14 protein-coding genes and 1 pseudogene are annotated in these 13,057 nt (G+C 68.6%); 11 read left to right on the plus strand and 4 right to left on the minus strand.

Annotated features, from left to right (window positions below; all coding sequences use genetic code 11):
- Window positions 1-91: 91 nt before the first annotated feature.
- The 8 genes from pqqA to GAS53_RS38845 all read left to right on the plus strand — a co-directional run bounded on the left by pqqA (window position 92) and on the right by GAS53_RS38845 (window position 6,935).
- Complete coding sequence (pqqA, locus tag GAS53_RS38810) at window positions 92-250, plus strand: pyrroloquinoline quinone precursor peptide PqqA (protein ID WP_225859369.1); 159 nt, start codon at window positions 92-94, stop codon at window positions 248-250.
- Window positions 251-259: 9 nt separating this feature from the next.
- Entirely contained in the window at window positions 260-1,150 is an 891-nt protein-coding gene (gene pqqB, locus GAS53_RS38815; RefSeq protein WP_151482462.1) for a pyrroloquinoline quinone biosynthesis protein PqqB, read from the plus strand.
- The gene (gene pqqC / locus GAS53_RS38820) at window positions 1,147-1,875 is read left to right on the plus strand and encodes a pyrroloquinoline-quinone synthase PqqC (RefSeq protein ID WP_404829389.1); all 729 of its coding nucleotides are present in this window, start codon (window positions 1,147-1,149) and stop codon (window positions 1,873-1,875) included. Before pqqB ends, pqqC begins: the two co-directional genes overlap by 4 nt.
- A 104-nt stretch (window positions 1,876-1,979) precedes the next feature.
- A complete protein-coding gene (pqqD, locus tag GAS53_RS38825) occupies window positions 1,980-2,246 on the plus strand; it encodes a pyrroloquinoline quinone biosynthesis peptide chaperone PqqD (RefSeq protein WP_225859374.1) in 267 nt (88 codons plus the stop codon).
- Window positions 2,234-3,385: a pyrroloquinoline quinone biosynthesis protein PqqE gene (pqqE, locus tag GAS53_RS38830; protein ID WP_151482483.1), complete on the plus strand. Its 1,152-nt coding sequence runs from the start codon at window positions 2,234-2,236 to the stop codon at window positions 3,383-3,385. Before pqqD ends, pqqE begins: the two co-directional genes overlap by 13 nt.
- 40 nt (window positions 3,386-3,425) lie before the next feature.
- Window positions 3,426-4,544: a PQQ-dependent sugar dehydrogenase gene (locus GAS53_RS38835; RefSeq protein WP_151482463.1), complete on the plus strand. Its 1,119-nt coding sequence runs from the start codon at window positions 3,426-3,428 to the stop codon at window positions 4,542-4,544.
- A 198-nt stretch (window positions 4,545-4,742) separates the two neighbouring features.
- Window positions 4,743-6,098, plus strand: coding sequence for an NAD(P)/FAD-dependent oxidoreductase (locus tag GAS53_RS38840; RefSeq protein WP_151482464.1), 1,356 nt, complete (start codon window positions 4,743-4,745; stop codon window positions 6,096-6,098).
- 495 nt (window positions 6,099-6,593) lie between these two features.
- Window positions 6,594-6,935: a hypothetical protein gene (locus GAS53_RS38845; protein WP_151482465.1), complete on the plus strand. Its 342-nt coding sequence runs from the start codon at window positions 6,594-6,596 to the stop codon at window positions 6,933-6,935.
- Between the two features lie 96 nt (window positions 6,936-7,031).
- On the opposite strand, the gene GAS53_RS38850 is transcribed toward GAS53_RS38845, so the two are convergent.
- From GAS53_RS38850 to GAS53_RS38865, 4 genes are all read right to left on the minus strand, one after another.
- The gene (locus tag GAS53_RS38850) at window positions 7,032-7,898 is read right to left on the minus strand and encodes an alpha/beta fold hydrolase (protein WP_225859371.1); all 867 of its coding nucleotides are present in this window, start codon (window positions 7,896-7,898) and stop codon (window positions 7,032-7,034) included.
- Between the two features lie 545 nt (window positions 7,899-8,443).
- On the minus strand, window positions 8,444-9,043 hold the full coding sequence (locus GAS53_RS38855; protein ID WP_151482467.1) for a hypothetical protein: 600 nt from the start codon (window positions 9,041-9,043) through the stop codon (window positions 8,444-8,446).
- A 464-nt stretch (window positions 9,044-9,507) separates the two neighbouring features.
- Window positions 9,508-9,753, minus strand: a complete 246-nt coding sequence (locus GAS53_RS38860) for a hypothetical protein (protein WP_151482468.1) — start codon at window positions 9,751-9,753, stop codon at window positions 9,508-9,510.
- 445 nt (window positions 9,754-10,198) lie between these two features.
- Window positions 10,199-10,630, minus strand: a complete 432-nt coding sequence (locus tag GAS53_RS38865) for a cupin domain-containing protein (RefSeq protein ID WP_151482469.1) — start codon at window positions 10,628-10,630, stop codon at window positions 10,199-10,201.
- A 420-nt stretch (window positions 10,631-11,050) separates the two neighbouring features.
- Here GAS53_RS38865 and ilvC point away from each other — a divergent pair, with 420 nt between their 5' ends.
- From ilvC to GAS53_RS38880, 3 genes and pseudogenes are all read left to right on the plus strand, one after another.
- On the plus strand, window positions 11,051-12,049 hold the full coding sequence (gene ilvC / locus GAS53_RS38870; protein ID WP_151482470.1) for a ketol-acid reductoisomerase: 999 nt from the start codon (window positions 11,051-11,053) through the stop codon (window positions 12,047-12,049).
- Window positions 12,050-12,055: 6 nt separating this feature from the next.
- Window positions 12,056-12,550, plus strand: coding sequence for an MEKHLA domain-containing protein (locus GAS53_RS38875; protein ID WP_151482471.1), 495 nt, complete (start codon window positions 12,056-12,058; stop codon window positions 12,548-12,550).
- A gap of 97 nt (window positions 12,551-12,647) precedes the next feature.
- A pseudogene (locus tag GAS53_RS38880) lies at window positions 12,648-13,057 on the plus strand (RNA polymerase subunit sigma); the annotation flags it as partial.

The raw sequence follows: 13,057 nt of genomic DNA on the forward strand, positions 1-13,057 counted from the left end.
GCACTCTTATGAACGTCGTGTCCGGTCTGTCCAGGTGCACCAGTAATGATCTGTTCGGTCCTGAACCCCACGCAGGAAGGCAGGAACAGACATGCAGGAGATCCGGGAACCTCGGGAGAGCCGGAAGATCCAGGAGACGCCGGACCAGCCGGTGGTCACCGTCACCGGCGGGACGAGCTGGCAGTCACCCGAGTACGAGGTCGTCGACACGGCGCTCGAAGTGACGGCGTACGCGCTGGCCACGCGGTAACCCCGCCGCGTGCTGCTGCAGGTGCTCGGCACCGCGGCGGGCGGCGGACTGCCCCAGTGGAACTGCGCGTGTCCCGGCTGCGCCGGGGCACGCGCCCATCCGGAGCGGCGCCGCCGCCACGCGTCCCTCGCCGTGCGAGCGGACGCCGGTCGCTGGTACATCGTCAACGCCACCCCCGACATCGGGGACCAGATCGAGGACACCCCCGCGCTGCACCCCGGCCCCGGCGCCCGACAGACCCCGGTCGCGGGCGTCGTCCTCACCGACGCCGAGCTCGACCACACCCTCGGCGTGGCGCGGCTGCGCGAGGCGGACGGCGTGGAGCTGGTCGCCACCGCCCAAGTGCGCGAGGCGCTGCTCACCGGCCCGCGCCTCGGAGCCGTACTCGGGCCGTACACGGAGCTGCGCTGGCGGGAGTTGGGCACGGCTCCGCTGCCACTCGGGCCGGAACTGGAGGCACTCGCCGTGCCCATCGCAGCCAAACGCCCCCGGTACGCGGCGGGCACGGGCGACGACGACCAGCGCTGGGTGGTCGCCCTCGTGCTCCGCGAACCGGTCACCGGGAAGTCCCTCGTCTACGCCCCGGCTCTCGCCGCGTGGCCGGACGCCTTGCAGGAGGCCGCCGAGGCCGCCGACTGCGTCATCGTCGACGGCACCTTCTGGGACCAGGACGAGCCCGTGCGCACCGGGATCTCCAGCAGAACCGCAAGCGGCATGGGACATCTGCCGATCGACGGGCCGGCCGGCACCGCGCACCGCCTGACCGGGCTGGGCGCCCGCTGCCTGTACACGCATCTCAACAACACCAACCCCCTCACCGACCCGGACGACGACCGGCACAAACAGCTGGCCGACCGGGGACTCGAGGTCGCCGCCGACGGAATGGTCATCGAGCTGTGACGACAACAACCCCCGTGCGGGGCAACCCGGTTGACGATCCGTGGAGCCCCGCCGAATTCGAGGAGCGGCTGCGTGCCGTCGCCGCCACCCGCTACCACGACCGCCACCCCTTCAACGTACGGATGCACGAAGGGGACCTGTCCCCGGCCGAGCTGCGCCGCTGGATCACCAACCGCTTCCACTACCAGCGGCACATCCCCGTCAAGGACGCCCTGATCCTCGCCAAGTTCGAGGACCCGGCACTGCGCCGCATGTGGCTGCGCAGGATCGTCGACCACGACGGCACACGGGAGGGGGAGGGCGGCATCGAGCGATGGCTGCGGCTCGGCGAGGCCGCCGGACTCGACCGGAAGCTGCTGTGGTCGGCCGAGGACGTGCTGCCGGGAGTGCGGCTCGCGGTCGACGGCTACGTCAACTTCTGCCGGCTCAGGTCCCCGCTGGAGGCCGTCGCCGCCTCCCTCACCGAGTTGTCAGCCCCCGGGCTGATGCGCACCCGCATCGCCGCCTTCGAGCACCACTACCCGTGGATCGAGGCCGAGGGGCTCGTCTACTTCCGCACCCGCGTCGGGCAGGGCGGCCGGGACAGTGCCGAGGCGCTCGACCTGGTCAAGCAGTGGGCGCGCAGCCGCGAGGAGCAGGAACGGGCCGTTGCCGCGCTCACCTTCAAGTGCGAGGTGCTGTGGTCGCTGCTCGATGCCGTGGACGGAGCGGGGGAGCGGCCATGAAACCCATGAGGGAGGCACCCCCCGGTGGCTGCGTCTTGACCGCGAACGACGGCGAAGGGACCGTGACCGCCGCCGGGGACAGCGTGACTGACGCCGGGGACACCGTGACTGACGTCGGGGACTGGAGCCCGGTGCTGAGCCGCTCCGTCATGCTCCGGCACGACCGGGTGCGCGGCACCGACCTGCTGGTCATGCCGGAACGCGTGGTCGTGCTGCGCGGCAGCGCGGGCGCCGTCCTGAGGCTCTGCGACGGCGAACACGCGGTCGGCGCGATCGTCGCCGAGCTGGCCGAGTGCTTTCCCGGCGCGCCCGTCGCCACCGAGGTCCCGGAGTTCCTGGGACGGCTGCGCGAGGAGGGCTGGATCCGGTGACCGAGGCCCCCGTCGCGTCCGTCGCCCCTCCCTGGGCGCTGCTCGCGGAACTCACCCACGGCTGCCCGCTGCACTGCGCCTACTGCTCCAACCCCGTGGAACTGGTCCGCAGATCCGCCGAACTGCGTACCGACGAGTGGGCCGACGTCATGCGCCAGGCCGGGGAGCTGGGCGTCGTCCACACGCACCTCTCCGGCGGTGAACCGCTGCTGCGGCGCGACCTGCCCGAGATCGTCGGCGCCGCCGACGCGGCGGGCATCTACACCCAACTCGTCACGAGCGGTGTCGGCCTGACCAGGGAACGGCTCACCGCCCTCACCGACCGCGGGCTGCGCAGCGTCCAACTGTCCGTGCAGCATGCCGAGCCCGCCGCCTCCGACCGGATCGCCGGGCACCGCTCCTTCGCCGCCAAGCGGAAGGCCGCGGCCCTGGTCCGGGAGGCGGGACTGCCGCTCGGCCTGAACGTCGTACTGCACCGGGACAACCTGGACGCGCTCGACGCCCTCCTCGATCTGGCCCTTGACTGGGGAGCCGAGCGGATCGAGCTGGCGAACACCCAGTTCTACGGCTGGGCGCTGGTCAACCGGGACCGGCTGCTGCCCGGCCGGGAGCAGATCGACCGGGCGCGGGCCGTCGTCGAGGCCCGGCGGGAGCGGCTGGCCGGACGCATGGACGTGGTGTGGGTGGTGCCCGACTACGTCGACGGGACCGCCAAACCCTGCATGGGCGGCTGGGGCGCCGTCTCACTGACCGTGGCCCCCGACGGCACGGTGCTGCCCTGCCCGGCCGCCGCCACACTGCCGGGGCTGGACGCCCCGAACGTCAAGGACCGCTCCCTGGAGTGGACCTGGCACCACTCGCCCGCGTTCCACCGCTACCGGGGCACCGACTGGATGGCCGACCCCTGTCGCTCCTGTCCCCAGCGGGACACCGATCTCGGCGGCTGCCGCTGCCAGGCGTACGCGCTGACCGGTGACGCCTCCCGCACCGATCCCGTGTGCCGACTGGCCCCCGATCACGGTCTGGTCCGGACGCTCGTCGATGGGCCTGTATCGCGGTCCGCCCTTCCGACGATCCCCCGTTCCTATCCTCCGCGAGGTGCCCCGCAGGGCGCTTCGCAGGGCCCTCGGCGCCCGTGACCCGTACCAGCTCCCTTCCAACCCCCCACTTGGAGGACCGATGCGACCGACCAGCAAACGCAGGACCCGTAGAGCGCTGACCACGAGCACGGCCCTGTCCCTGACCGGGCTGTTGCTCGCGGGCCTCACCGGACCCGGATCCGCCCAGGCCGACACCGCCACCCCCGCGGCACCCGAGGGCGTACCGACATCCGTCACCACCCTCACCACCGGGCTGACCATCCCTTGGGGCCTCGACTGGCTGCCCGACGGCTCACACGCCCTGGTCACCGAGCGCGACGACTTCCGGGTCTGGAAGGTCGCCCCCGACGGTGCCAAGACGCAGGTCGGGACCGTCCCCAACAGCCAGACCACCAACGGCGAGGGCGGACTCATGGGTGTCGCCATCGACCCCAAGTGGGCCACCAACCACTACGTGTACTTCATGCACACCGCCGCCGAAGGCAACCGGATCGCCCGCATGACGTACGACGGCACCTCGCTCAGCGGCTACACGGTGATCCTCCAAGGCATCAGCAAGGCCCGCTACCACAACGGCGGACGGCTCGCGTTCGGCCCCGACGGCTATCTGTACGCCACGACCGGCGACGCACAGAACACCGCCCTCGCCCAGGACCGGAACTCCCTCAACGGCAAGATCCTGCGCCTGACCACCTCCGGGGAGCCGGCCCCCGGCAACCCCTTCGGCAACCATGTCTACAGCCTCGGCCACCGCAATCCGCAGGGCATCGCCTTCGACCGCAACGGGCGGCTGTGGGAGGCCGAGTTCGGCAACACCCGATTCGACGAACTGAACCTGATCAAGCCCGGCGCCAACTACGGCTGGCCCACCTGCGAGGGCACCTGCTCGGTCGACGGGATGACCAACCCGAAGAAGACCTGGACCACCGGCGAGGCCTCGCCCAGCGCCATCGCCATCGCCGACAACGTCGTCTACATGGCCGCGCTGCGCGGCGAGCGACTCTGGCGCATCCCCATCGAGGGCGACACCGAGAACGTGGGCACGGCGGCGGCGTACTACGTCGGTACGTACGGCCGGCTCCGTACGGTGGTCAAGGTGCCCGGCGTCGAACAGCTGTGGCTGACGACCACCAACGCCGACGCCAACGGAGGCGAGCCGGACGGCGCGGACCGCGTCCTGCGGGTAACCCTCGGCTGACCATCTCACCATCGAGGTCCGCCTGGAGCTGTACGTCGCTCTCAACCGCCGAGGTACCAGCGGCCGATCCGCTCCCCGAATCCCATGCGGTGGTCCGTCCGCTGTGCGGGCGAGACGGTGCGGGCTCGGCCGCTGTCGCCTGTCACATCCGTCGGCGTCGTCCGGTCTAACTGGCGTCGGCTACGAGGTGAGGGAATCATGCGTGAGATTGTGATCGTGGGCGGTGGTTACGCGGGCTTCTACACCGCATGGGGTCTGGAGAAGTCGCTGCGTGCGGGGGAGGCGCGGGTCACGGTGGTCGACCCGCGTCCTTACATGACCTACCAGCCGTTCCTGCCGGAGGTGACGGCTGGTTCGATCGAGGCGCGTCATGCTGCCGTGTCGTTGCGGCGGCATCTGCGCAGCACCCGGCTGATCGCCGGCACCGTGACCGAGATCCGCCATGCGGACCGGACGATCACTGTGCGGCCTGTCGGCGGAGCCGACTACGACCTTGGCTACGACACTCTTGTGGTCACTGCCGGGGCCGTGACGCGCACCTTCCCCATACCCGGGCTCGCCGAGCAGGCGATCGGCCTGAAGCACGTGGAGGAGGCGGTGGCCATCCGCGACCGGCTGATGACCGCCTTCGATCAGGCGGCGTCACTGCCGCCGGGTGTCGAGCGGCGCAAGCTGCTCACGGTCACGTTCGTGGGCGGCGGGTTCTCCGGTGTGGAGGGCTTTGGTGAGCTGCTGTCGCTGGCGACCGCGATGTTGAAGTCCTATCCGGAACTGAGTCTGGACGACCTGTCCTTCCATCTGGTCGAGGCCCGAGGACGCATCCTGCCCGAGGTGGGCGACGAGCCCGGTGCCTGGGTGGTGCGTTCTTTGGAGCGCCGCGGCGCGCGCGTCCACCTCAACACGCAGCTGGTCTCCGCGGTGGACGGGCATGTGGTGCTCTCCAGCGGGGAGGAGTTCGACTCGGCACTGATCGTCTGGACCGCCGGCAACGCCTCGAACCCGGTGGTGCACAATCACACGGATCTGCCGGTCGACGAGCGGGGCCTGCTCGTGGTCCGTCCCGATCTTCGTATGGGCACCGACAGCGAGCCGGTGGCGGACGTGTGGGCGGCCGGAGACGACGCGGCCGTTCCCGACCTGGCTTTGCCCGGCCCGGGAGCGCGCACGGTGCCGAACGCCCAGCACGCCGTGCGGCAGGGCAAGCGCCTCGCGAAGAACATCGCAGCCGACCTGCACGGCGGGAGAATCCGCAACTACCGCCACAGCAGTCTGGGAGTGGTGGCGACGCTGGGCCTGGGGCGGGGCATCTTTCAGTACAAGAGCCTTGTCATCAAGGGACTTCCCGCCTGGCTGATGCACCGGGGTTACCACGTGTTGGCGGTGCCGACCTGGGAGCGCAAGATCCGCGTTCTGACCGTGTGGCTCACTGCCGCCCTGTTCGGCCGGGATCTGGTCTCCCTCGCCTCGGTTCAGCACCCGCGGGACGCGTTCGTCGCGAGCAGCGACATGCAGGGCTCCGGCGGGAGCCGGGCGAGCGACCGCCCGGCAGCGTGAGCACGCCGGAAGCGCTCAGCGGCTGACGGCCGGCATCAGGGCACGGGCCAAGTCTCCGGGGCGAAGGCTGAGGAGGTAGTGCCCTGCCGTCTGCTCATGGAGGTGGTGTCGACGGCTCTGGTCCTCAACGGTGTATGTCACAGATGGGCGTGCTGTCCCGTCTATGTGATGTGAAGGCCGCATTGCGACGGTGCAGTGGTTGATGTCCTTGCGGCTTCCCGGAGCAGGCTCCGCATGAGGGGAAGGTTTATCGATGAAGGACGTTGTGATCGACGACGGTGGACTCACGGCCGTCGAGACGACTCCCGAACTTCCCTACTGCGGCGCCGGCCTGTGGCGCGGCGACCTTCTTGCCGGTGAACAGGCGACGTTGTGCCGGCGGTGCGCCGCGCAACTCAGTGCGCCGGGACCCGCTGTGCGTGCGTCCCGGCACTTGACCCGCCCAGATCCGGCATCGCCACAACTGGGCTTCTTGCTTTCCCTCTGGAGCACACCATGGACGCAAGCGAGGAGGCCGCGCGCGGCCTGACCGACATCGAGACATTCCTGTACCGGGAGGCTCATCTGCAAGCGGCACATCAGCGCGTGGCCGACTTCACCGCACGGGCGCCGGGGCTGACCCCGGAACAGAAGATGGATATCGAGCGGTGGTATCTCAAGGAGCAGATATACGTTGCCCGCATGGTGACGGAGCACATCGCCGACAGCATCAGTGTGGTGGAGAAGCAGCATCACGTCCGCTTCGGGCGATGGCTGAGAGGCACGCTGGCGGCGATGGTTCTGATCACTGTGGTGATGATCGGGTGCGTGGCTGTGATTCTGGGAACGTCGGGCTGAACCACCGGCACCGGTCACCTCATATCTGTTCTGCAGCGATGCCGTGGCCCGCTGCCGGGCCATCGCTGCATTGCTGCGTCAGCTCAATCAGCTCACTCAGCTCTCGGCGTGCTCGCGCGTCGAGGCGAGGAAGGTGACCACGGCCGTGGTGAATTCCTCTGGGCGCTCGACGTGCCCCAGGTGGCCGGTTCCGTCCAGGACCACGAGCTGGGCCCCGGGGATCGCCTCGTGGATCATTCGTGCCCAGTGCGGCCCGCAGATGAAGTCGGCCTCTCCGACCAGGACCAGCGTGGGCGAGGTAACGTCGGGCAGCTCCTCGCGGACGTCGAAAGGCGGGCCCTCGCCGCGTGAGGGAGCGGCATACATGCGCAGCGCCGCGCGCGCGGGGCCGAACTCCTCCTCGCGTCCCCAGTAGTCGAAGAAGTAGGCGGGAGAGATGGAGCGCAGTACCGCGGTCGCATCGTCGTCGGTCAGCTGGTCGATCCGTGTGGTGAGACCGGCGACATAGGTGGCCGCCTCGGGGTGTTCGACGACATGGCGCTGCGCGAACCGCTCCATGTTGGCGACCGCGACGGACCAGAAATCCTCGCCTGTCACCGGCGAGGTGTCGTACAGGACCAAAGAGACGACACGCTCGGGATGATCGAGTGCGTACCGCTGAGCGACGAACCCTCCGTGCGAATGGCCGAGCAGGGCGACCTCGGGTAGTGCGAGGTGCTCGATCACCGCATGCAGGAAGTGGGTGTACGTGGCCAGGTTGTACGCGCGTGGGTCGGGCAACCGGCCGGACGCGCCGGTGCCGACAGGCTCGATGTAGACCATGGTCAGGTGCTGCTCGAGCAGGGGCATACGCAGATAGTCCCAGCCGATCCCGGGCCCTCCGGAGTGGGCGATGCACACGGGACCCGTGCCGGCGACGTGGTAGCGCTGCTCGGTGAGGGAGGATCCATGGCGGACTGCCACTGTGTGAGTGCCGGGAGATAGGGGTGATGCGAGGTCTGCGGCGGGGGAGGGAAGGGGCGTTGGCTCAGAAGAGGCGTTCACTTCCCAGATGCTGCGCCAACGAACGAGAACTCTCAAGATGTTGTGAAGCTTGTCATAACACTGATTGGGCGATCCACTGACGAGTGCACTCGCGTCCATGCCAGTGCGGTGATTTGCCTCGTTTCGAGCTGTTCATCATGCCGATAAATGGGGCCAAAGTAGCCAAATCATCGATCCGTCCACGCCAACACTGTCTTCGCGTCACCGTCGGCTCGGTTCAGCCAAAAAGCAAACCTTTGGTACGCTGATCACAGCGTTCCGGATGCCGCAGAACACCCCCGTGAAGAGGCGTCCGGAACGCGACACCTGCGACTAGAGCCCGCAGGTGCAGCGCCCGGGCGCCACGCGGTCCCCCGATGGGTGGCGCCCGGGACCATTCGCCGCCACCGGGCCGGCAGCCGTTCGACGGCGACGGGTTCGCCGGTAGGCCGACACTGCCGCAGGACACCGGTCAATGATGTTCATCAGGAACGCTTGGCGGCGCGGTAGAGACCCCGGCCGGTCCGCCGGACACGGGAGGCACCGACAAGGCGGTCGAGCGTACTGCGGACGCCGTTGATGCTCCCGCTGTCGGTGTCACGGCCGAGAGCCGCGGCGACATCACGGGCCCGGACGTCGACGTCACCGACGCTGGCGAAGTACTCCATGATCTGCTCGGTGAGCTTGCCGTACTGCTTCTGCCCGTCCATGTCGGTGCCGACGGCAACAGGACGTTCCGCGTCCTTGCCACTCTGCGGCTTCCGAGGCGGCTGCGGCGCGGCCTTCGTTGTGGTGTCCGCAGGCTCGGCGGAGGCACTGTCGGTCTGCGGTTCGGCGGTCGCCACAGTGGCCTGGCCCCGCTGCGCACCTGTAGCACCGGCCGTAGCCGTCGAGGCCGCGGCAGCCGGGTCGAGCATCAGGGTCTCGAGGGCGCTGAGGGCCCGCTGCACCGAGCCGAGATGCGCCACAACCGCGGCCAGCTCCCTTTCCAGCGCCTGTTTCTGGATCTGCAGGCGGGCCAGTTCCTCTTGAAGGCTCTCGGCGGTGATCTCAATGTTGTGTGCCGCGCGGGTTGCAGAGACCATGTGTTCCTCTCATCCTTAAGCCCTCCTGCCGCGCCCCGGCTCACGTGCGGTGTCGCTCGGTCTGAACGCGGGGAATGGGTTCCCTCGACATCATATGCAGTGCCCCCATTCGGACTGTGGATGCACCCGACGGGTCCCAGGCGTTCCCAAGAGACTCACCCCACTGATGACGGGGCACGAAACAGGGCAGGTCACCGTGGCGCCGGAAGGCTGTTACCGAGGCGGCGGGAACGGCCGAACCACCGGAGGATGTTGAGGACAGTTCGGCACACAGCGAACAGTATCGCACCAATTATTGCCACTGTTCGCGGCAGAAGCAACGGGTAGGAAAACACGCGGCTGTCCGTAATCTGATGGTTCCTGCCGCGGTCCGCTCAGTGTGGCCGCGAACCGGTGGACGAACCACGCCGCCCGCCCGGCTGTGCGGGCCGACTCTGCTACCAGCCTGTTCCGACTCGTCGCGGTCAGCAGGGCATGGAACGCTTCGACGCCTCCCGGCAGGCGTCGTCGGTGGAACCGTCGGCATCCTTGCGGCCGGATGAGCCGCAGTGATTCTCACTGTCCGCACCTTCGGCGGAGGCGGACGATGTGCGGCGCAGCAGGTGCAGTGTGTCGGAGACTGTCTTGATGCGTGCGTCGACAGTGTCGATTGCCTCTTGAAGCAGGCGGAGGCGGGCCTCGAGCAGGGCGGCCTCGGCTGCCAGAGACACACTGGCGGCTGCAGGGTCGGAGTGCTTGTCGGGGTCTCGTGGCATTACGCGTCTTTCTGCGGCTCAAGCTGGTAGTCGTACGAAACCGGAGTGTGTGCGGACGGGCAGCAGAGCATTGGCAGGCCCGGGAGGCCCGGCAGCACGGTGCCGAGGCGCTCAGCGGCCGGTTCTTCCTGAGGCCACGCGTGCTTCCTTCCTCGCTGCGAGGACTGGTGCGAGCGGCGCGCGAGGCGCCCTCCGCATTGACCGGACAGCTGAGGGAGGTGTGACAGCCGAGCGATGGACGCTGCTTGCCGTGTGGGCCGGCCCGGCGCGGGCGCAGAACGCCCTCGCCGGGAGAGCGCCGTGGCGGACTGTCGGCCGCCACGGCGCCGGGCGGAGGTGAGTCGGTGTCGATCAGCCGCGTGCCCCTGGCGCAGTGCGCCGGTACTGCCCTGGAGCAGGACTACTCGAAGTCACAGCCCGGGTTGGCGGCGTCGCGGGAGAAGGGCGCGCCGTGCGGTAGGACGTAGAGAACCTCCAGGACGACGTCCGTTGTGCCGAGGTTCTGGCCGATGTGCACGTGGTCGGCGCCGGAGGGCTCCTTGAGGAAACTCTCCTTGGGGTACACCCCGTCGGACGAGCACGTGGAATCGAAATGGCTGAGGGTCCCCTGTTTGACATACGCGTACAGAGGGCCGTCGTGGAAGTGCCAGCCGGTCGCCTGGCCCGGCGGAATGGTCACTTCCCGCAGGATGTAGTCGGTCCCGCCGATGGTGGACCGGGCGATGACGGTGCCCGTCACACCGGGACCCCCTGGGGTGGCGTACGCGACCCCAGGAAGGGACAGACCGACGAGGAGAGCGCCAACGGCTCCTAAACGTGACAGATTGCGCATAATTGTTCCATCTCGTGGTGAGTGGGGGTGAATGTCGGGCCCCTGCAGATCGCTGCCCGCTCAATGACGTCACACGGTGTTCTCCGGAGTTGAGCGGCCGGCCCGGCCCTCACCTTAGGCCACGACCGCATACATGGTTGAACCGTTCACCATGTCAACACAGCAGAGTGTGAGATAGTGTTATTCCTGCTGGTCCACAACGGGCGCAACCCGTCGGTCCCGTCAGGGGTGTGCTCGGCAGACGGGCATACTCAGCCGCGCTGACTTCCGATACGCCCGCGCGAGCAGCATCACGCACGGACAGGCGCTCTTCTGTCCGGCGCTTCCCGTTCTCCCGCAGGCGCAGCGCCTCACCCATCTCAGTCCCGGCACAGGTGCCGCCTCGGGAACCTCTTCCACCGTGAGGGAAAGGTGTTTCCCATGGCCGAGCTGTTCTACGACGACGACGCCGACCTGTCCATCATCCAGGGCCGCAAGGTCGCGGTCATCGGTTACGGCAGTCAGGGCCACGCCCATGCGCTGTCGCTGCGTGACTCGGGTGTCGATGTCCGGGTCGGTCTGCACGAGGGTTCCAAGTCCAAGGCGAAGGCCGAGGAGCAGGGGCTGCGTGTGGTGAGTCCGGCGGAGGCGGCCGCCGAGGCGGACGTCATCATGATCCTGGTGCCGGACCCGATCCAGGCGCAGGTGTACGAGGAGCACATCGCGCCGAACCTGAGCGACGGGGACGCGCTGTTCTTCGGCCATGGTCTGAACATCCGGTTCGGGTTCATCAAGCCGCCGGCCGGCATCGACGTGTGCATGGTCGCGCCGAAGGGTCCGGGCCACCTGGTGCGCCGGCAGTACGAGGAGGGCCGCGGCGTGCCGTGTATCGCGGCCGTGGAGCAGGACGCGACCGGCAACGGCTTCGCGCTGGCGCTGTCGTACGCCAAGGGCATCGGCGGCACCCGGGCCGGGGTCATCAAGACGACGTTCACCGAGGAGACCGAGACCGATCTGTTCGGTGAGCAGGCGGTGCTCTGCGGTGGTACGGCGGCGCTGGTGAAGGCCGGGTTCGAGACGCTGACCGAGGCGGGCTACCAGCCGGAGATCGCGTACTTCGAGTGCCTGCACGAGCTGAAGCTGATCGTGGACCTGATGTATGAGGGCGGCCTGGAGAAGATGCGCTGGTCGGTCTCGGAGACCGCCGAGTGGGGCGACTACGTGACCGGTCCGCGGATCATCACGGACGCCACCAAGGCCGAGATGCGGAAGGTCCTGGCCGAGATCCAGGACGGCACGTTCGCCCAGGCCTGGATGGACGAGTACCACGGCGGTCTGAAGAAGTACAACGAGTACAAGACCCAGGACGAGAACTCCCTCCTGGAGACCACCGGCAAGGAGCTGCGCAAGCTCATGAGCTGGGTCGACGGGGAAGCGTAGAGCCTCATGGCCGACAGCCCTTCCGGCACCCTTCCCGCCGCAGGCGGCGCTGCCTTCGCCGAACTGCTCCTGAGCAGTCATCTGGCCCTCACCGGGCGCCCCTTGTGCCCACCGCGCTGGGCATCGCCGCTCGAAGCGGCGCATTGGCTCTACGCCGACGCGCCCTTTGGCCTGCTGGCCCACGGCACGGGCCCCGACCCGACGTTCTTCTACGCCAACCGCACGGCCCAGCAGTGTTTCGGTTACCCGTGGGAAGAGTTCACCGGCATGCCGTCCCGCTTGTCCGCCTCCGCCCGCCGCCAGGAAGACCGAGACACTTTCGTCCGGTCCGTCAACGAACACGGCTTCGCCGATGGTTACAACGGGCTGCGCAGGACCAGGAGCGGCGATGAATTCTGGATCAAGGACGTGACGATGTGGGACCTTCTCGATCCCGAGGGGAACAGACAAGGGCAGGCCGCAGTCTTCCGTGACTGGTCCCCGCCCCAGAAACCAAGATGATGGAGCCCTGACAGGCGAGGCCTGGCGGACCCGTCACCTGGATCACTGTGCGGTGGCCGTGCGGCAGCGTGGTGTCGTGCGAGAGGGAGGATGCGGTATGGAGCACGCGGACGCGGTGCCGATCGCGGAGTTGCTGGAGGAGCGTCGGTATCTGCTGGATGTCGCCTACTGGATGCTGGGCAGTCCGGATGAGGCGGAGAGCGTGGTCGATGAGGCCTACCGCCGCTGGTACGGGCTGTCCGAGGAGGCGCGCGAGGAGATCGCGGTGCCCCGGTCCTGGCTTGCGAAGACCGCGGGCGCGATCTGCCTGAGCCGACTCGCCGGATCCGGCCGGGCTGACGACGCCACGAGCGGAGCAAGGGCCGCTGAGGACTCCCAGGCGGCCGAGCGTCCTGCTGCCCCGCCGGAGGAAGACGCGCAGGTGAGTCGGGTGTTGCTGAATGCGCTGGACTCCCTGGCACCGGCCGAGCGGGCGGCGTTCGTACTCAACGACGTCTTCGGGCTGAC

The organism is Streptomyces albicerus (assembly GCF_008905045.1).
Classification (GTDB): Bacteria; Actinomycetota; Actinomycetes; order Streptomycetales; family Streptomycetaceae; genus Streptomyces; species Streptomyces albicerus.